This window comes from Mesorhizobium sp. C372A (assembly GCF_030323245.1).
Taxonomy (GTDB): domain Bacteria; phylum Pseudomonadota; class Alphaproteobacteria; order Rhizobiales; family Rhizobiaceae; genus Mesorhizobium.
Window position 1 is genome coordinate 2,230,587 of sequence record NZ_CP100475.1, and the last position, 19,409, is coordinate 2,249,995.

At 63.3% G+C, this 19,409-nt stretch carries 17 protein-coding genes and 1 tRNA gene; 14 read left to right on the forward strand and 4 right to left on the reverse strand.

Going from position 1 to position 19,409, the window contains the following annotated elements; translation table 11 throughout:
• Positions 1 to 108: 108 nt before the first annotated feature.
• Entirely contained in the window at positions 109 to 1,167 is a 1,059-nt protein-coding gene (locus NLY42_RS10560) for an RluA family pseudouridine synthase (protein WP_023735223.1), read from the reverse strand.
• A gap of 26 nt (positions 1,168 to 1,193) precedes the next feature.
• On the opposite strand from NLY42_RS10560, the gene NLY42_RS10565 reads away from it, so the two are divergent.
• From NLY42_RS10565 to NLY42_RS10590, 6 genes are all read left to right on the forward strand, one after another.
• A complete protein-coding gene (locus NLY42_RS10565) occupies positions 1,194 to 1,574 on the forward strand; it encodes a hypothetical protein (protein WP_023735222.1) in 381 nt (126 codons plus the stop codon).
• A gap of 13 nt (positions 1,575 to 1,587) precedes the next feature.
• Entirely contained in the window at positions 1,588 to 1,995 is a 408-nt protein-coding gene (locus NLY42_RS10570; RefSeq protein ID WP_023754144.1) for a VOC family protein, read from the forward strand.
• Between the two features lie 91 nt (positions 1,996 to 2,086).
• Positions 2,087 to 2,161: transfer RNA gene (locus NLY42_RS10575), tRNA-Glu, on the forward strand.
• 683 nt (positions 2,162 to 2,844) lie between these two features.
• Positions 2,845 to 3,468: a VOC family protein gene (locus tag NLY42_RS10580; protein ID WP_023696434.1), complete on the forward strand. Its 624-nt coding sequence runs from the start codon at positions 2,845 to 2,847 to the stop codon at positions 3,466 to 3,468.
• Positions 3,452 to 4,327, forward strand: a complete 876-nt coding sequence (locus NLY42_RS10585) for a glutathione S-transferase family protein (protein ID WP_023696433.1) — start codon at positions 3,452 to 3,454, stop codon at positions 4,325 to 4,327. Before NLY42_RS10580 ends, NLY42_RS10585 begins: the two co-directional genes overlap by 17 nt.
• A 55-nt stretch (positions 4,328 to 4,382) precedes the next feature.
• Entirely contained in the window at positions 4,383 to 4,643 is a 261-nt protein-coding gene (locus NLY42_RS10590) for a UCP034077 family protein (protein WP_032895714.1), read from the forward strand.
• Between the two features lie 135 nt (positions 4,644 to 4,778).
• Here NLY42_RS10590 and NLY42_RS10595 read toward each other — a convergent pair whose 3' ends face one another.
• Positions 4,779 to 4,994, reverse strand: a complete 216-nt coding sequence (locus tag NLY42_RS10595) for a hypothetical protein (protein WP_023696431.1) — start codon at positions 4,992 to 4,994, stop codon at positions 4,779 to 4,781.
• Between the two features lie 292 nt (positions 4,995 to 5,286).
• Here NLY42_RS10595 and NLY42_RS10600 point away from each other — a divergent pair, with 292 nt between their 5' ends.
• Positions 5,287 to 6,198, forward strand: coding sequence for a DUF2865 domain-containing protein (locus tag NLY42_RS10600; RefSeq protein WP_023754145.1), 912 nt, complete (start codon positions 5,287 to 5,289; stop codon positions 6,196 to 6,198).
• A gap of 118 nt (positions 6,199 to 6,316) precedes the next feature.
• Here the strand turns inward: NLY42_RS10600 and NLY42_RS10605 are convergent, their stop codons facing one another.
• On the reverse strand, positions 6,317 to 6,673 hold the full coding sequence (locus tag NLY42_RS10605; protein WP_023696429.1) for a hypothetical protein: 357 nt from the start codon (positions 6,671 to 6,673) through the stop codon (positions 6,317 to 6,319).
• A gap of 188 nt (positions 6,674 to 6,861) precedes the next feature.
• On the opposite strand from NLY42_RS10605, the gene NLY42_RS10610 reads away from it, so the two are divergent.
• The 7 genes from NLY42_RS10610 to phoB all read left to right on the forward strand — a co-directional run bounded on the left by NLY42_RS10610 (position 6,862) and on the right by phoB (position 18,113).
• Positions 6,862 to 11,424 carry a PAS domain-containing hybrid sensor histidine kinase/response regulator gene (locus NLY42_RS10610; RefSeq protein WP_502882133.1) on the forward strand — a complete coding sequence of 1,521 codons (4,563 nt, stop codon included), beginning with the start codon at positions 6,862 to 6,864 and terminating at the stop codon, positions 11,422 to 11,424.
• A gap of 496 nt (positions 11,425 to 11,920) precedes the next feature.
• Complete coding sequence (locus NLY42_RS10615) at positions 11,921 to 12,949, forward strand: substrate-binding domain-containing protein (protein WP_023670113.1); 1,029 nt, start codon at positions 11,921 to 11,923, stop codon at positions 12,947 to 12,949.
• Between the two features lie 96 nt (positions 12,950 to 13,045).
• Positions 13,046 to 14,506: a phosphate ABC transporter permease subunit PstC gene (pstC, locus tag NLY42_RS10620; RefSeq protein WP_023754146.1), complete on the forward strand. Its 1,461-nt coding sequence runs from the start codon at positions 13,046 to 13,048 to the stop codon at positions 14,504 to 14,506.
• A complete protein-coding gene (gene pstA / locus NLY42_RS10625; RefSeq protein ID WP_023706294.1) occupies positions 14,503 to 15,819 on the forward strand; it encodes a phosphate ABC transporter permease PstA in 1,317 nt (438 codons plus the stop codon). Before pstC ends, pstA begins: the two co-directional genes overlap by 4 nt.
• A 17-nt stretch (positions 15,820 to 15,836) precedes the next feature.
• Positions 15,837 to 16,661, forward strand: a complete 825-nt coding sequence (pstB, locus tag NLY42_RS10630) for a phosphate ABC transporter ATP-binding protein PstB (RefSeq protein WP_023754147.1) — start codon at positions 15,837 to 15,839, stop codon at positions 16,659 to 16,661.
• A gap of 41 nt (positions 16,662 to 16,702) precedes the next feature.
• Positions 16,703 to 17,407: a phosphate signaling complex protein PhoU gene (gene phoU / locus NLY42_RS10635; protein ID WP_023670109.1), complete on the forward strand. Its 705-nt coding sequence runs from the start codon at positions 16,703 to 16,705 to the stop codon at positions 17,405 to 17,407.
• A gap of 16 nt (positions 17,408 to 17,423) precedes the next feature.
• The gene (phoB, locus tag NLY42_RS10640) at positions 17,424 to 18,113 is read left to right on the forward strand and encodes a phosphate regulon transcriptional regulator PhoB (protein WP_023822590.1); all 690 of its coding nucleotides are present in this window, start codon (positions 17,424 to 17,426) and stop codon (positions 18,111 to 18,113) included.
• A gap of 30 nt (positions 18,114 to 18,143) precedes the next feature.
• Here phoB and NLY42_RS10645 read toward each other — a convergent pair whose 3' ends face one another.
• Positions 18,144 to 19,379, reverse strand: coding sequence for an ROK family protein (locus tag NLY42_RS10645; RefSeq protein ID WP_023683969.1), 1,236 nt, complete (start codon positions 19,377 to 19,379; stop codon positions 18,144 to 18,146).
• Between the last annotated feature and the right edge of the window lie 30 nt (positions 19,380 to 19,409).

A 19,409-nucleotide genomic window follows, 5' to 3' on the forward strand; every position in this document is an offset into this window, starting at 1 on the left:
ACAGTGTGTCACGCTGAAGTGAACAATGCCGCTCAGGTTTTAGCTGGCTTGTTTAGACGCAATTCCGGACGGAAAACCGTTTCACACTTTTCCTGGAATTGCTCGGGTTCAGAGCTTGCGGAAGCCGCCGACGAGTTCCTCCATGTCCCCCGGTATCGGCGCCTCGAACCTCATCGATAAATGGGTAGCCGGGTGCCGAAATGCAAGAAGCCAGGCATGCAAAGCTTGCCTGGAAAATGCCTTGACCTGACCCTTCAGCAGTTCGGGCAGCCGGTTGGCCTTGGTGCGGAAGGCCTGGCCGTAATCGGGGTCACCGATGACGGGATGGCCGATATGAGCCATGTGAACGCGGATCTGGTGGGTGCGGCCGGTTTCCAGCCGGCATTCGACCAGGCTGGCGGTGGCGAACGCCTGCTGGCCCTCGCCGAAACGCTCCTTGACGGTGAAATGGGTCACGGCGCGGCGGGCATCGTCACGGCCTTCCGGCACGACGGCGCGGCGCACGCGGTCGGCAGCACGGCCAAGCGGCGCGTCGACCGTTCCGGTCGGCCGTGGAGGGATGCCCCAAACCAGCGCCAAATAAGCACGTTCGAGGTCGCCGGTGCGGCCGTGGTCGGCAAAGGCCTCCGACAGCGCCTTGTGGGCGCGGTCGGTCTTAGCCACCACCATGACGCCGCTGGTTTCCTTGTCCAGCCGATGGACGATGCCCGGCCGCCTGACGCCGCCAATGCCTGAAAGACTGTCGCCGCAGTGGTGGATCAGGGCATTGACCAGCGTGCCGGTCCAGTTGCCGGCGCCGGGATGGACGACGAGGCCGGCCGGCTTGTTGATGACGATCAGCTCGTCGTCCTCATAAAGCACGTCGAGCGCGATGGGCTCGCCTTGCGGTTCGGCCGGTTCGGGCTTGGGCATGACGACCGATACGCGCTCGCCGGCACTCATTTTGCGCTTGGTCTCGTCGACCGGCTTGCCGTCGATCGAAACGGCACCTTGCCGGATCAGCATCTGCACCCGGCTGCGCGACATGTCAGGCCCGAGGGCGCTCGCGAGCCACTGGTCGAGGCGCTGGCCGGCCGCTTCCGCGCCGGCTTCGAGCACGGTCGGCGCCGCCTCTATGAATTGTCCAGCCTCTATCAATTCAGGGGTCTCTTCGCTATGAGCGCTCATCGAAAAAAGTTCCGGAAAGTTCTGCCATGGCCCGGCCCGTTGCCGATGAAGAAGAAAAGCCGCTCGATCCCGAGATCGAAAAGGTGCGCGGCAGGCTCATCCGTTTCATGGCCATCAATCTCGGCCTGCTTTTGCTGGCCCTTATGGTGGTGATCGCGGCCATTGTCTACAAATCGCGCAAAGCGCCGCCCGCGAACCCGCCGCTCGCCAACGACATTCCAGTTCCGCCCGGCGAGCCGCTCGTGGCCGACATAGTGCTCCCGGTCGGAGCCAAGGTGATCAGCCAGGCTCTGTCGGGCAATCGCATTTCGATCGACGCCGAGATCAGCGACGGCAGCCGCACCATCTTCGTCTACGACATCGCCGAGCGCCGTATCATCGGCCGCTTCGCCATCCGCAACAAATGAGCGGGCCGAAACAATGACCGGGTTTGCCGACCATCGCCGCATCGCAACCATCACGCTCGTCGTCGCCGACTATGACGAGGCGACCGCCTGGTATGTCGGCAAGCTTGGCTTTGTCCTCTGCGACGACATCGAGCTCGGCGACGGCAAGCGCTGGGTGACGGTAACGCCGGCGGTCGGGCAAGGGCCCCGGCTGCTTCTGGCGGAAGCGTTGGACGATGTGCAGAAGAGCCGCGTCGGCGACCAGACCGGAGGCCGCGTGGTTTTGTTTCTCGAAACCGATGATTTTGCCAGGGACCATGCGACGATGCTGGAAAACGGCGTCGAGTTCCACGAAACGCCACGCCATGAGCCTTACGGCACCGTGGCGGTTTTCGCCGACCTCTATGGCAATCTGTGGGACCTGATCGAGCCGAAACGCTAGGTCCACGAACCGACATTGCACAGAAGCGGTCCGGCCGTTCGAAGCCAGTTGCTTTTTCCAAACCGTCAGCCTATATCGCCGGTTCTTGAACGCGCCCATCGTCTAGCGGTCAGGACACCGCCCTCTCACGGCGGGAACAGGGGTTCGATTCCCCTTGGGCGTACCAAGCAACGACTTTCCTTCCGCATCATCGAAAATTTCGGGCAGCAGCCGCGCGGATCGCGTGTGACCGCGAGGGTCGGCGGCATCAGCGAAATTCGGCAAGTCCGCGCACCCGAATACACCCAATTTAAGTCAGGCCGCGACGCTTGAAAGCGTAGCGATCTCTGTTACTTGCGGTGCGGGGATAGCATCTGCGGCAACGCGGATTTGGTTGGGCATAGCAAGTATGAGTTCGGCAAAAATGATATGCTCGCGCTGTCACGGCAGCGGGCAGGTTTTCGATTGCTTGAAATGGCGTGAGTCGAAAGGGCATTGCTGCCCGCAAGGTACGCATCGGGCCGGCTGTCCCGGGCAGACCATGGCATGCGCCGAATGCGCGGGCCTGGGCACGCTGGCGGAGGCCGAACTTAGAGCCGTCGCTTAGCCAAGATTCGACAACCTTGAGCGCTTGGCTCTCCACGCATCGTTAGCTATCGTCGCTTCTGGCGCGGCGCTGCCAATTGCACTAGCATCATTGTACGAAGCCTTTCCAAAGGGCTCGTTACGGCGCGCAAAACGCCGGGGAACAGATAGGGGGAAACGCCGCCAGGCATGCACATCGGCCACGCGCATGGCGTGCGGCGATGGTATGAGGTGGCGGGATCCAAGCTCGCCCCGGAAGGCGAGGGGTCGGCGAGGAGGAGACCGATGCAGAAACTGCAGTCGCAGGGCGTCCATCACATCACGCTCGTCGGCGCCGGCCGCCAGACCTCGATCGATTTCTGGGAGGGCGTGCTCGGCATGCCGTTCATTTTCGAGCAGCCCAACCTCGACAAGCCAAGCGAAAGCCATCTTTATTTCGATCCCGGCGACGGCAGGCTGATCACCGTCTTCACCGACGAGAGCCGCACGCCGGTCAAGCGGCGCACGCCGACCGAACCGGGCTGCGTCCATCATATTGCGTTCTCGGTGTCGCGCGTGACCTTCCTGCAGGCGGTCGCTCGGCTCGATGAGCGCGCCATCAAGCACAGCGGCGTCAAGGATCGCGGCTTCATGGATTCGATCTATTTCGAGGATCCGCTCGGCCTCTTGATCGAACTCGCCTCCTATCGCTTCGATCCGCCGGCAGGTTTCACCCATGCCGACGTGCTGATGCAGGCGCACAAGCTGCGCGTTGCGCGCGGCGACTACAACATCGCCGAAGTACACCTTGCCGACGCGATCCAGACGCTGGTCGAATGGTCGCGCGCGACCTTGTCAGACGACCGGACGCCGAAGAATCCATACCGACGGCCAGCAAAAGGGGAGGACCACAATGGCAAAGACAGTTAAGAGCGCTGGCAAACCAGCGGCCAAGCCAGCAGTAAAAGAGGCAGTGAAGCCGGCGGCAAAAGCGGCCGTAAAGGCCGCGCCGAAGGCAGCCGCAAAGCCGGCCGCCAAAACCGCGACGAGGCCGGCTGCCAGGAAATCCGCGCCGAAGGCCAAGGCGGCGAAAAAACCTGCGCTGAAGCTCTCGATGCTGAAGCCAAGCGTCAACAACATGACCGTTCGGGTGTTTGCCCGTGCAGCCGGGTTCGACGCCGCCGAGACCGACGCCTGGGGCCACACGCGGTCGCCGGAATATATGGCGCGCAATCCGGCGCATCTGACGCCGATGATCGAGGACAAGGGGCTGCCGCGCGGCGTGCTGTGGGAGAGCTGTGCCATCATGCAGTATCTCGCCAACAAGCACGGGCTGGAGAAATTCTATCCCAAGGCACCGGCCAAGCGGGCGATGGTCGACAGCGCCATGTTCTACCTGATCGGCACGCTCTACCCCTATGTGGCGCGCGCCACCTATCCGGCGCTGGGTTTCCCGCACTATGCCGGCGAGGTCGGCCATAGCGACGCTCATCCGGAGAAGAAGTCCGAGGCGCAGAAGGCCGCCATGGCGGCGATTGCCGAGCCGCTGGAGGTGTTTCACTCCTTCTTCAGGGACGGCAAGCCGTTCATCGGCGGCAAGCACCCGTCGATCGCCGACATACGCCTGGCATCGACGCTGGAGTTCCTGGCCGTCATCGACTATGCGCTGCCAAAATGGGCCAAGGAGTATGTCGCGGCGATGGAGAAGAAACTCGGCAAGGCCTATGCCGAGCCGGCCGGCGACGTGCGCGGCTACATCGCCTATGTGAAGTCGCAGGCCAGCGCGTAAAGCTAAGGATTCATTAACCAGAACGCTGTCTATTGAAGGCACCGCGCGACCACGGATGTACTGGCGCAAGGGTGAAGGGAAAGGTCGGCGCAATGCCGGCCTTTTGCTTTTCGCCGATGCGCCATCAGGCCCGTCTCATGCCGTAAAGTCTGACATCAGGATCAAGGTCGATGGCGATGCGGATACCAGGAAGTCGTTCGTCGACGCCGCAACCACTGCCCTGCAAAAGTGCCTGCCGTTGAGCTTCTCGCCGACGCTGGCGCAAGGCGTCGCGGGCAATGTCTTCACCGTGAAATTCGCTTCGCCCAAGCAGTAGGCGAGCGGGCGAGCGTTTCACCGTTTTCACAGAAACGGCGACCCCCTCTCTCGTTGTCTTTACGCAATTCCCAGGGGAAAGCGCTACGCGCTTTTCCCGGAAAAACGACTCACACTTTTCCTGAAGTTGCTCTGATCAGTTGTGCAGGCGTCTGATATCGACATGCCGCTGCAGTTCCGGTGTCTCGAAGACGTAGTCGGCCCAGGCGGATTCCGGAATCTGTCCGGCCAGATAGCATTCCAGCAACAGGCTCTGTTCGGGATCGAGCGCTCTCGGCGCCCGCTCATGGTCCAGCCCCAGCGAGTGGAACAGGTTCCTGGTCAGGCCAGAGACAGTGAAGTGAATAGACATCTTCGTCTCCTTTGCCCGACACAACGCGAGACACCGGAGAAAGGTTTCATCCGCAAGGGCCCGATAACGCGGGATCGATGATTGCGGGCGGCCTGGCTCGCCCGAGCCTGGCTTCGTCTCATCTTGAAACAAAAGTGTAATAGCGAATTTACAGGAACCGGCATAATACACTCGGCATAAAATACCTGGCGGTTGCTGGCGTCTCTTGAATTAGACTTACCTCCCGCATTGAGGCTCAATCGGCTGGAGCGGCGATCGGCTCCACAGGGGTACAAGGAACCAGGTGTCGCCGATGATGCGTTTGTGGCTTGTCGTGACCTTTGCACTGGTGTCGGTAGCGGCAAGCGTCCTCGGCATTTCGGCTTCCCTTGCCGATCCATGCGCCGCGCTCAGGAGCCAGCTGGCACCGTCCGGCCGCAGCGGCGGGATCAGCTCCGAGCTTGCGCAGCTACGTCGCCAGCTTGCGGCGATCCAGGGGCTGGAGAGGCAACGCCGGTGCACGGCGCAAAGTGCGGTGGGGGGCTTCTTCAATGCTTGCGCCGACCTCGCCAAAAGCCGCACACAGGTGCAACGCCAGATCGCCGGCGCCGCGATTTCGCGCCGGGATGCGTCCGGACTGCAGGCCAGGCTCGTCGCGCTCGGCTGCACGCCCGCCGCCGGGCAACAAAGACAGCGTCCGGCTGGCGCCATGATCGGCAGCAATTCGATGCTGTTTTGCGTTCGTCTCTCGGACGGCTATTTCTTCCCGGCGCCGAAATCGCAGTTCGTGCAAGGCGGCGATGCCAAGGAGATGGTCGATCAGTGCCGCTACATCTGCGACGATGCCGGCGTCGACCTATACACGCTCAGTGACCCAAGCCTTGAAACCGAAGAGATGGTCGCGCTCGATACGCGCACATCCTACAAGGACCTGCCGACGGCCTTCAAATATCGCAATGATGCGAACTTCAGGGCCTGCGACCTCAAGCGCTATCACCGGCGCGTTGCCGAGCTGAGAGCGCGCACGGTGACGCCAGCCAATATGGCCAACGCGATCATTCCTTTGCCGTCAGCGAAGCCGGATCTTGGCACCGTGGCGCAACTTCTCCAGCCTGGCGCAGACGCTGCAGAGGCCAGGGGCGCCGCCCAGCGACAGTCGGTCGAGCCATTGGCCGGCTCGCGGCCGGTCAGGGTGGTCGGGCCGGCTTTCTTCCCGGCGGAGTAACCTGCGCCTAGAGCGTTTCACCGTTTCACCGAAACGGCGAACCGCTCTATGTCTTTGTTTTACGCAATTCCGGACGGAAAACCGTTTCACACTTTTCCTGGAATTGCTCTAGTACCAGCTATTCGCAAACCATCCTGTAGCGTTTGCCGGGTTCGCTGACATTCTTGCAGGTGAGCGGATTGGCCGGTTCGGAAGCCATGCTGGGCGGGCTGGACCTGACGTGCCGCCTTGGCGCAGCTATTTGTGTCGTGTGCCTGCGTGCCGCGGGCCGGTAGGGCTCCTGCGGCGGTGGCGTCGGAAACACACCGGCTGCCGCCTGCATCTGGCTGGCCTCAGTCTGCGACGGATCGCGATCCCAGACCCGCCTGATATCGAGCGGCTTCGGGATCACCACCGTGCCGTCATAGCTGCGTGCGCAGCCGCTGCCCGCAAGCAGCGCCAGGCACAGGAAACAAGGCACGATCCAACCGGTCATCAGCAACACCCCCGCTGACTTATAGCCCGGCCGGGGTTCCGCCGACAACCGGCGGAATACCGCAGGGCAATGTGGCTCTGGCCGCAGTCTGGATTGGTTATGGTTAGCGGATCATTAATGCTTCTCGGGCACATTCCGCCGGCGAACCGCTGAGGGGGTTCGGCCTTGGCTTTCGGGGTGGGAACGGGATGGCTGACGGGACTGTTGGAACACGTGGCGGACGCGGTTCCCTAAAAGGGGTGGTGAACGGCGAGGATACGTCCGTCGGGGGTTCGCCCGAAGCGCTGCGCGAACTGGTCGGGGCCGGCGCCGACTGGGTCTGGGAGACCGACGCCGAGCTGCGCTTTTCCTGGCTTTCGGAGAACTACCAGGCCGCCACCGGCATCGATCCCGCCAGCATTCTTGGCCGTTTCCGCTTCGATTTCCTCAAGCAGATGGTGCACGGCAATAAGCACGCCGCCGCGCATCTGGAGGATCTGCAGGCGCATCGGCCGTTTCGCGACTTTGTTTATGAGTTGAAGGGCGGCCGTCCCGGCTGCCGCTGGGTTTCGATCACCGGTTCCCCGCGGTTCGACGGCGAAGGCGAATTCATCGGCTATCGCGGCATCGGCCGCAACGTCACGGCACTGGCCGGTGCGCTGGACGAACTGCGGCAGGACGAGAGCGATCCGCCGGCCGGCGAGGCTACGCAGCACCTCGCCGATCTCGAGCGGACAATGGATGCCATGCATATGGGCGTCGTGGTGCTTGACGCGAAGTTCGACACGCTCATCGTCAACAAGGCCTATCGCGAGCTCTCCAGGATCCCCGACGGCGCCGTCACGGTCGGCGCGCCGTTCAGCCTGTTGATGGAACTCAACCGCCGCAACGGCATCTACGGCGATCTCGATGGACAGCAGTGGCAGCACTACCTCGCCACCCGCATCGAGGAGATCAGCGCCGGCTCGGTTGCGCCACGCGAATTTCTCCATGCCAATGGCAGGACGATGATGTTCTCCGTGACGGCGTTGTCCGGCGGCAAGCGGCTGTTGACCTACTACGACGTCTCCGAGCTCAAGCGTCGCGACGCCGAGATCGAGAGTGCCAACGCCAAGATCACCGAGACCTTCGCCAATCTTCGCACGATGGTCGACCAGATGCCGATCGGCGTGCTCGTCCTCGATGCCGACATGCGCGCGGAGGTGATCAACCGCGCCTTCTATGATTTCTGGGAAATCGATCCCCGGCGCGCCGGCATCGGCTGCGGCTTCCGCGAACTGATGCAGGCCAGCCGCGATATGGACCCGTACGGTGCTGACGATGCGGAATGGCAGGACCACATCGCCGAGCGCGAAGCAGAAATCTCGGCCGGCCTGGTGGGCTCCAGGCAACTGCCACGCAATGACGGCCGTACGCTGATTGCCTCGCTGGCGCCGCTCGCCGGCGGCAAAAGGCTGATCTCCTATGTCGACGTCACCAACATGAAGGATCGCGAGGCTGAACTCGCCCAAGCGCTGGAGAAATCGCGGCTGGCCGAGGCGGTGATCAACGGCGTCAAGGACCCGATCTTCGTAAAGGACGACAATCTGCGTTTCGTCTTCGTCAATGAGGCGTTTTCGGCACTGTTCGGACAGAGCCCGCAAGCGATGCTGGGCAGGCCCGGCGGCGACTTCCTCAAGCAAAAGGACGCCGCGCAATTCGAAGACAGCGAACGCGCCGTGCTGGCGACCGGCACGCCCTACGAGGTCGAGGAGACTTTCGACGCCGAGGGCGCCAGCCGCTCGCGCATCGTGCGCAAGAACCGCGTCGGCATGCCCAGCGGCCGCAACTATGTCGCCGGTTTCCTGTTCGACATCTCCGACATGAAGCGCCGCGAGACCGAAGCCGAGGACGCCCGCAAGAACCTCACCACGGTGCTGGAGTCGCTGCCGGCGGCCGTCATCATCTATGACCGCGACGACAAGTTCGTCTTTGCAAACCGCAAGCTGCAGGACACGCTGCCGGAGCTGAAACCGGCATGGCAGCCCGGCCGCAGCTTCCGCGAGGCCCTGGAACTCGGACATTCGGTCGGCTATTTCCGATCGAGCGGCGATCGAGAAATCGATAGGCTCTATGAAGGCGACCCCGATGTCTGGCTCAATGCCATCCTCGCCCGCTATCGCCTGCCCAACTCGTCCTATGAGCGCCTCAATGCGGACGGCCGCTGGTATCAGGTCTACGATATGCGCACCGAGGACGGCACCTTCATCGGCGTGCGCGTCGACATCTCGGAGATCAAGAGCCGCGAAAAGGCGCTGCAGGAAAGCATGCGCCAGATCGACCTGTTCCGCCACGTCATGGACGAACTGCCGGTCGCCGCCTTCATCAAGGCGCAGGATCTGAGCATGGAATTCGTCAACAAGGCCTGGTGCGCGCTGACCGGCATCCCCAAGGAGGAAGTCATCGGCCGGACCGATCTCCAGCTTTTCGGCATCGACGACGCCGAAACCTACACCCATGACGACACCGAGGTCGTCGTCACCGGCCGCGGCCGCGAGATCGAGGAGCCCGTTACCCATCGCGACGGCACGGTGCGGCAATTGATGACGCGCAAGAGCCGGCTGGTGGCGCTCGATGGGTCGGTGCACCTTGTCGGCTCCAGCACCGACATCACCGACGTCAAGGCGCGCGAGCAGGCGCTGGAAGAGAGCATGCGCGAGAACGAGGTGTTCCGCAATCTCATCGACAACGTGCCGGTGTCGATCTACGCCAAGCGCTCCGACCTCAGGCAGTTCTACGTCAACAAGGGCTGGTGCGACCTCACCGGCCTCCGCAGGGAAGACGCGATCGGCAAGACGGACATCGAGATTTTCGGCGAAGACGGCGAAGCCTTCGTCAACAGCGATCTCGCCGTGCTGCGCACAGGCGATACACAGGAGATCGAGGAAACGGTGACGCTTGCCGACGGCAGCGTGCGCCACCAGTTCGCCCGCAAGGGCGCGATGATCGCGTCCGACGGTTCGCTCTATCTGATTGGGTCGACCACCGACATCACCGAACTGAAGCTGCGCGAGGCCGAACTGCGCGAGGCGCGCCAGCGCGCCGTGCTGGCCGACCGCGCCAAGTCGGAATTCCTGGCCAATATGAGCCACGAGATCCGCACGCCGATGAACGGCGTACTCGGCATGGCCGAGTTGCTGGCCAAATCCGACCTCGATCCCAAGCAGAAGACGTTCACCGATATCATCGTCAAGTCGGGTAACGCGCTCTTGACCATCATCAACGACATACTGGACTTCTCCAAGATCGATGCCGGACAGCTGGTGCTCGACCCTGCGCCCTTCAACCTGCCCGAAGCGATCGAGGATGTGGCGACGCTGATATCGACGCGCGCCAAGGAGAAGGACCTCGAGCTCATCGTGCGCGTCGAGCCGGGCCTGGAAAGCCTGTTCGTCGGCGATGTCGGTCGCGTCAGGCAGATCGTCACCAATCTGGTCGGCAACGCGGTGAAGTTTACCGACGAAGGCCACGTGCTGGTCGACGTGACCGGACAAAGGGGGCCGACGGGGACAAAGCTTACCGTTTCGGTCACCGACACCGGCATCGGCATTCCGCAGCAGAAATTAAAGCTCGTCTTCGAAAAATTCAGTCAGGCCGACACCTCGTCGACCAGACGCCACGAAGGCACAGGGCTCGGGCTCGCCATCACCTCGCGGCTGGTCGAGTTGATGGGCGGCGAGATCGGTGTCGAGAGCGCCGAAGGCAAGGGCTCGACCTTCTGGTTCACCGTGACATTGCCCAGGGCCGAGGAACAGACCGGACGGCGGATCATGCCGGTCGACGTGACCGGCTCACGGGTGCTGATCGTCGACGACAATGCCGTCAACCGATCGATCCTGAGCGAGCAGATGGCGTCATGGACCTTCGATTCCTGCGCCGCGGAAAGCGGACCCGAAGGGCTCAAGGTGCTGGTCGCCGCGGCTGCCTACGGCGTGCCGGTCGACTGCGTCGTGCTCGATTATCAGATGCCGGGGATGAGCGGCGCCGAAATGGCGCGCGTCGTGCGCAACACCGCAGGGCTGGCCGACACGCCGATCATCATGCTGACCTCGGTCGACCAGTCGCTCGCCAACACCAGCTATCGCGATCTCGGCATCGACGCCCAGCTGATCAAGCCGGCGCGTTCCTCGGTGCTTCTGGAAACGCTGGTCGCCACCATCCAGCGGCACCATCACAATATCACGGACGGCCGTGTGCTGCCGGCGGCAAGCAGCGGTTCCGGCGGCGGCAGGAACGAACCGTCGCCGGCAAAGCCGCCGCTCGCTGCATCGGAACGCGCCTTGCTGCAACCGCCGCCGGTTCGTGCCCGCGCCCGGGCCGCCGGGGATGAACGCCGGCTCGACATTCTCGTTGCCGAGGACAATGAGGTGAACCAGATGGTGTTCACCCAGATAATCGGCGAAACCGGCTACAGTTTCGAAATCGTCGGCAACGGCCGCAAGGCGCTCGACGCCTTCGGCCGGCTTAATCCGCGCATGATCCTGATGGACGTCTCGATGCCGGAGATGAACGGGCTCGAGGCCACCGCCGCAATTCGCCGGCTGGAAGAACATACGGGTATGCATATCCCGATCGTCGGCGTCACCGCGCATGCCTTGAAGGGCGACCGTGAGCGCTGCCTGGAAGCCGGCATGGACGACTATCTGCCCAAGCCGATCAGCCCCAGGGCGCTGCTCGAAAAGGTCGAGCGCTGGGTCGGCATATCAGGCGAAGCCCAACGAGACGCTGGATAGCAACCTGCGGCGCCGCCGGGATTCGGCCGCGCCGCAACAGCCAAGGATATGGTGCGATCGCACCATATCAAAGCTGGCGCCCAGTCAGGACAATGGTCGCAACGAAACCGCTCATTCAGTTACGGGCGGGAGCAAGCGACCGCCGACAAGAAACAGCGTCGAATCTACCCCAACGGACCTGTTTTTGGCGATGGCTCGGCCAAGATTCGCTCTGGTCACGGGCAACGCGCTCCCGTCCGGTTTTTCTTTCTCGGCATCGCGGCCTGCGGTGTGCCGGGACTTGATGCCAGCACGAATTGCGCAAGCGTCTGATTCCAGCGGCAACTTCCATTCCCACAAACCGGCTTAAAGGGTGCGGCCCACAAGACGTCTGTGCGACGTTACCGGGCTGACACGAAACTGTCATGCGACTGTAATAATCGAAGGCTATTGGCCTCAGCGGGCGCCGGTTTGAAGAGGGCGCCAAGAGACCATCTTCCGAACAGGAGCAGGCCACATGAAGAAATTCCTCGTTACGGCATCGGCCGTGGCAGTAGCGTTCGCCGCATCGTCCGGTGTCGCCGCTGCGCGTGACCAGATCCAGGTCGCCGGTTCGTCGACCGTGCTGCCTTACGCCAAGATCGTCGCCGAGCAGTTCGGCGAAACCTTCACCAACTTCAAGACCCCGGTGGTCGAGTCCGGCGGCAGCGGCGCCGGCATCAAGGAGTTCTGCAAGGGCGTCGGCGAAGACACGATCGATATCGCCAACTCCTCGCGCCCGATCAAGAAGGACGAGCTGAAGTCCTGCGCCGACGCCGGCGTCAAGGACGTCCAGGAAGTCCGCATCGGCTATGACGGCATCGTCTTTGCCACCGACATCAAGGGTCCGGACTGGGCGCTGGTTCCCGCCGACATCTACAAGGCGCTCGCCGCCAAGCTGGTGGTCGACGGCAAGCTGGTCGACAACCCGAACACCAAGTGGAACCAGGTCAATCCGAAGCTGCCCGACTGGGATATCGCCGCCTATATCCCGGGTGAGAAGCACGGCACCCGTGAAGTGTTCGAGACCAAGCTGCTCGACGCCGGCTGCGACAAGGCCGCTTTGAAGGCTGCCGGCATCGCCGACGACAAGGAAATCGGCAAGACCTGCATCGCCATCCGCAAGGACGGCAAGGCTGTCGACATCGATGGCGACTACACCGAGACGCTGGCCCGCATCGACTCCAACAAGACCGGCGTTGGCGTGTTCGGCCTCGCCTTCTACGAGAACAATGCCGACAAGCTGAAGGTCGCTACCGTGGAAGGCATCGTGCCTTCGACGCAGACCATCGCCGATGGCACGTACCCCGTGTCGCGGCCGTTGTTCTTCTACGTCAAGAAGGCGCATCTGGGCGTCGTTCCCGGCCTCAAGGAATATGTCGAGTTCTTCCTTGATGACCAGATGATCGGCCCGGAAAGCCCGCTCGCCCAGTACGGCCTGGTTTCCGCTCCCGACGCCGAACGTCAGGGCCAGCGCGACGCCTTCGCCGCCGGAAAGACGATGTAATCAACCGACCGGATCAGGGCGCGGACCAAATCCGCGCCCTGATTTCGCCGCTTGCCGCAACGGTGGCGGCGATCTGAATTTTCCCTGGGGTGGGTGATGTCGTCCTTGCTCGTACTCGCCATAGTCATCGCCATAGGCGTGGTCGCTTTTGTGATCGGCCGCCAGCGCGCCGCGGCGCAGGATACCGGCATGGTCAAGCCGCATTCGCGCGCGCATTATCATGGCTGGTGGGCCTTTCTGCTCGCGGTCCTGCCTGCCGTCCTTTTGCTCGCCGTCTGGGATATCGGCTCTTCCTTCTATCTCGACCGGCATATCCATGCCGCTTTGCCCGAGCGCACCGCCGACACAAAGGTGGCCAGCGAAGCGCTCGACGCCAGCCTGGTGAAGAGCCTGGCCAAGGGCCTGCGCCGGCTCGATGGCGATACCGCACTTCCCGCTACTTTCGCCGAATTGCAGCCGCTGCTCGCCGCCAAGGGCGTGGCACTGGCCAGCGACACCCAGGACTATATGATCCCGATCGCGGTCGAGGCGAACCAGGTCCAGGACCGGCTCGGCCTGTTCAGCGCCGTGCTGACCTTCGCGCTGTCGGTCGCCGGCGCCTTCTATGCGCTGAGGCAGATCGCGCCGCGCGCCAGGGCGCGCAACAATGTCGAGAAGCTGATGCTGTGGGGGCTGCTTGCGGCCTCGACCATCGCCATCCTGACCACGGTCGGCATCGTGCTGTCGATGCTGTTCCAGACCATCACCTTCTTCGAGAGCGTGTCGCCGATGAGCTTCTTCTTCGGCACGGTGTGGGATCCGCGTTTCGCCGCCGCCGGTTCCGGCGGCAGCCAGGGTCAGTTCGGCCTGATCCCGCTTCTTGCCGGCACGCTCTACATCGCCGCCGTCGCCCTTCTGGTGGCAGTGCCGGTCGGGCTGATGTCGGCGGTCTACATGTCCGAATATGCCTCGCGCGGTGTGCGCTCGGTGGTCAAGCCGGCGTTGGAACTGCTGGCCGGCATTCCGACCATCGTCTACGGCATCTTCGCCGTTGTCACGCTCGGACCGTTCTTGCGCGACCTGTCGGCGGCACTCACCGGGGGCTCGCCCTTCATCCAGGGCCAGAGCATCTTCACCGCCGGTCTGGTGATGGGCGTCATGCTGATCCCGGTCGTGTCCTCTTTGTCCGACGACATCATCACCGCGGTGCCGCGCGCAATGCGTGACGGCTCGCTCGGCCTCGGCGCCACCCGCTCCGAGACGATCAAGCGGGTGATCCTGCCGGCGGCACTGCCCGGCATCGTCGGCGCCATCCTGTTGACGGCGTCGCGCGCCATCGGCGAGACGATGATCGTCGTGCTGGCGGCGGGCGTCGCCGCCAATCTGACGGCCAATCCGTTCGAGGCGATGACGACCATCACCGTCAAGATCGTCAACCAGCTGACCGGCGACCTCGAGTTCAACTCGCCGCAGACGCTGGTCGCCTTCGCGCTCGGCCTGACGCTGTTCGCGCTGACGCTGGTGATGAACATCGTCGCCCTCTACATCGTGCGCAAGTACCGGGAGCAGTACGAATGACCGACATCCCCCTGGACACGATGGCGGGCGCCGTCGCGCGACCGCGCCGCGACATCGGGCTGAAGGCGCGCTACGCCGCCGAACGCCGGTTCCGCATCTATGGCGTGATTGCGATCTCGGTGGGCCTGGCGTTCCTGGCCATCATGTTGATCACCATCGTCTCGAAAGGCTACACCGCCTTCTGGCAGACGACGGTGACGCTGCCGGTCACCTTCGACGAGAAGGTGATCGATCCCTCCGGCAAGCGCGCGACCGACCCTACCGTGCTGATCAAGGCGAACTATCCCAAGCTCGCCGAAAACGCGCTGGTGGCCAAGCTCGGCATCGATCCGGCCAACAAGCCGATGATGCTGAAGCTCAAGGGCTTCCTGTCGGAAGGCGCCCGCGTCCAGCTGCGCGACATCGTCTCCGCCGATCCGTCGGTGATCGGCACGACGCGTGACGTCGACATCCTGGCCGCCGCCAATCTCGACTCGGCCTTCAAGGGCCAGATCGACCTCGGCGTCGATGAAGCGCGCCGCAAGGTGTCCGACCAGCAGATCGACTGGATGAACAAGCTCAAAGCCGAAGGCGCGATGGCCGAGCATTTCAACACCGGCCTGTTCAGCTATGGCGCCTCCAGCCGGCCCGAGACGTCGGGCATGGGCGTGGCCATCATCGGTTCGTTCTACATGATGGTGATCGTGCTTTTGCTGGCGCTGCCGATCGGCGTCGCCGCCTCGATCTATCTCGAGGAGTTCGCCAAGAAGAACCGCTTTACGGACCTGATCGAAGTCAACATCAACAATCTCGCGGCGGTGCCGTCGATCGTCTTCGGTCTGCTTGGCCTTGCCGTGTTCATCAACTTCCTCGGCATGCCGCGCTCGGCTTCCTTCGTCGGCGGCCTGGTGCTGACCTTGATGACGCTGCCGACCATCATCATCGCGACGCGCGCCGCCCTTGCCGCGGTGCCGCCGTCGATCCGCTCGGCAGCGCTCGGGCTCGGCGCCTCCAAGATGCAGATGGTGTTCCACCACATCCTGCCGCTTGCCGCCCCAGGCATCCTTACCGGCACCATCATCGGCCTGGCGCGTGCGCTCGGCGAGACAGCACCGCTGCTCTTGATCGGCATGGTCGCTTTCGTCGCCGATTATCCGACGACGCCTTTCGATCCGGCGACCGCGCTGCCGGTGCAGATCTATATGTGGGCAAACGAGGCTGAGCGCGCTTTTGTCGAGCGCATGTCCGGCGCCATCATCATCCTGCTCGTCTTCCTCATGGCCATGAACATCACCGCGATCGTGCTCCGGCGCCGCTTCGAGCGGCGCTGGTAGAAAAAAGGCAATTTGGTATGAACATCATGACCGAACAGTCCCTTGAGAATGCAGTGGGCGACAAAATGAACGCCAAGTCGAACGAAGTCATCAAGATGCGCGGCGACAAGGTCGGCGTCTTCTACGGCGAGAAGCAGGCGTTGTTCGACGTCAATCTCGACGTCCGCCAGAACCAGGTGACGGCGCTGATCGGCCCGTCCGGCTGCGGCAAGTCGACCTTCCTGCGCTGCCTCAACCGCATGAACGACACCATCGATTCGGCGCGGGTGACCGGCAAGATCACGCTCGATGAAGACGACATCTACGACAAGAACATCGATGTCGTCGAACTGCGCGCCCGCGTCGGCATGGTGTTCCAGAAACCCAACCCGTTCCCGAAGTCGATCTACGAGAACGTCGCCTACGGCCCGCGCATCCATGGGCTGGCCAAGCGCAAGTCCGACATGGACCAGATCGTCGAGCAGAGCCTGAAGAAGGCTGCGATCTGGAACGAGGTCAAGGACCGCCTGCAGGAGCCCGGCACCGGCCTGTCCGGCGGCCAGCAGCAGCGCCTGTGCATCGCGCGCGCCATCGCCGTGTCGCCGGAGGTGATCCTGATGGACGAGCCCTGCTCGGCGCTCGATCCGATCGCCACCGCCCGTGTCGAGGAGCTGATCGACGAACTGCGCCAGAACTACACGATCGTCATCGTCACCCACTCGATGCAGCAGGCGGCGCGCGTCTCGCAGCGCACGGCGATGTTCCATCTCGGCTATCTCGTCGAGGAGGGCGTCACCGACAAGATGTTCACCAACCCCGACGACAAGCGCACCCAGGACTACATTACCGGCCGCTTCGGCTGAGCCGTCCGGCGGGTGAATTTTTAGGCACGAGGACCAAGATCATGGGTGAACATACCGTCGCCTCCTTCGATGAAGAGCTCGGGCAGATCAGCAAGCTGATCCGCGACATGGGCGATCTGGCAGGCTCGATGGTCAGCGGCTCGACCAGGGCGCTGCTCAATTCGGACAATGCGCTGGCACAGCGTGTCGTTTCCGACGACGCCATCATGGATGCGCGCCAGCGCGAACTGGACGACCGCGCCATCACGCTGATCGCCAAGCGCCAGCCGATGGCCAACGATCTGCGCGCCGTGGTCGGCTCGATCCGCATGGCGGGCGACCTCGAGCGCATCGGCGACCTCGCCAAGAACATCGCCAAACGCGTCGGCACCGTGGGCTTGAGCGTCACGCCGCGCGACCTCTCGCACTCCATCGATGCCATGGCGCAGCTGGTGCTGATCCAGGTGCAAGGCGTCGTCGAGGAATATGCCGCCACCGATGCGGCAGCGCTTGCAAAACTCAGGAATGACGACGAGCGCATCGACGTCAAATACACGTCCGTGTTTCGTGAGCTCTTGACCTACATGATGGAAGACCCTCGCAACATCACCGCCTGCACGCATCTCTTGTTCTGCGCCAAGAATCTTGAGCGCATCGGCGATCATGTCACCAACATCGCCGAAAATGCGTATTATGTGCTGACCGGCCAGCAATTGCCCGCCAATCGTCCGAAGCAGGACGAGACGGCGATGGCCACGCCGGCCTGATGAGGGTGAACTGCCTATGATCGCGCCACGCATCATGGTCGTGGAGGACGAGGAGCCGCTGGGCGTGCTCCTCCGCTACAACCTCGAATCCGAAGGCTATCAGGTCGAGGTGGTGACACGCGGCGACGAGGCCGAGATCCGCCTGCAGGAAAACGTGCCCGATCTCCTGGTGCTCGACTGGATGGTGCCCGCTGTTTCCGGCATCGAGCTCTGCCGGCGGCTTAGAGTGCGGCCCGAAACCGAGCGGCTGCCGATCATCATGCTGACCGCGCGCGGTGAGGAAAGCGATCGCGTGCGCGGCCTGTCCACCGGTGCCGACGACTATCTGGTCAAGCCATTCTCGACGCCGGAGTTCATGGCGCGCGTGAAGGCGCTGCTGCGCCGGGCCAAGCCGGAAGTGCTGTCCAGCGTGCTCAAGGTCGGCGACATCGTGCTCGACCGCGAGTCGCACCGTGTCTACCGCAAGAAGAGCGAGATCAGGCTGGGACCGACCGAGTTCCGGCTGCTCGAATTCATGATGCGCCATCCCGGCCGCGTGTTCTCGCGCAGCCAACTGCTCGACAATGTCTGGGGCGAGACGATCTATATCGACGAGCGAACCGTCGACGTCCATGTCGGGCGCTTACGCAAAGCGGTCAACAACGGCCGCATGCCGGATGTCATCCGTACCATTCGCGGCGCCGGCTACGCGATCAGGGAAGACTAGGATGCTGCGCGTCGCGCCGTTGCCGGCCATTCAGGCGACATGCTTGCCGGATTTGGCCTGAATGCCCGGCGCGAAAATCTCCTGATCGACGAAGCCGAGCGCGCGCATGGCACAGCCTTCGCGGATCAGCGGCAGCTCGTTGGGCTCGGTGTCGAAGGAGATCGATTTCGAGTGCTGGCCGCCGGCGGTCTGGGCGATCGCTTCGCGCAATGCCGGTTCGATCAAGTCGAAGGCGGCGGCGCTGACGCCGACCATGGCGACGGGTGCCGGATCGATCAGTGCAAACAGGCTGCCGAGGCCGAAGCCGAGCGCCTCACCGGCCTTGCGATAGGCTTCGCGCTCCGGGCCATCGGTTTCGCGGGCGCGCGCGGCGAGTGCGCGCATATCAGCGTCGCCGATATCGACCGGCTCGGCATCTTCGCTCATCATTTTGGCGCTGCGCCAGATGGCGTAGTTTCCGGCATAGGCCTCGACGCAGCCGCGCCGCCCGCAGCGGCAGAGCGCGCCGCCCGGACGGTGGATCATGTGGCCGAACTCGCCGCCCGAGGAATGGGTGCCGGTGAACAGTTCGCCTTTCAGCACCAGCCCCATGCCGATGCCGTGCGACAAGAGGATCGCGATGAAATTGTCGCGGTAGCGCTCGGGCTGGCGCCATTGCAGGGCCACCGCCATCATATTGCAGTCGTTCTCCATGGTGGCAGGAATGCCGAATTCCGCTTCCAACATGTCGGCGAAGGCAATGTCGGTCAGTGGCGTGATTGGCGACCACAGCATGGCCCGCGCCTGCGAATCGGTGATGCCCTGGATGCCCATGGCAATGCGGGCGATGCTCTGGACATCGAGGTCCGGGTCCGCGAGACGCCGCCCGACGATTGCTACGCATTCGCCGATCAGCTCGTCGCGCGGCATGGTCAGCGTGTCGAGCCGGCGCTGTTCTTCCGCGACCACCTGGCCGGCATAGTCGATGACGGTGACGGAGAGGAAGTTCAGCGACAGCACCACGGTCATGACCGCCGCCGCTTCCGGGTTGAGGCCAAGGCCGACCTGCGGCCGGCCGCGTTTCAGCGAGCCGGTCTCGCCAGGCTTGCCTTCAATCAGGATGCCTTCTTGAATTAGATCAGACGAGATTGCCGATATCGTCGAATGGCTGAGGCCGGTGGTCGCCGCAATCTCGGTCCGCGACGGCTGGCCGGCCCGGCGCACGGCCGAAATCACCATCGCACGGTTGCGACGGCGCAGATCGTCGTGGCGGATCCCAACCGACATTTGTTTTCCTCCCGGCCTCCTCGCGCCTCA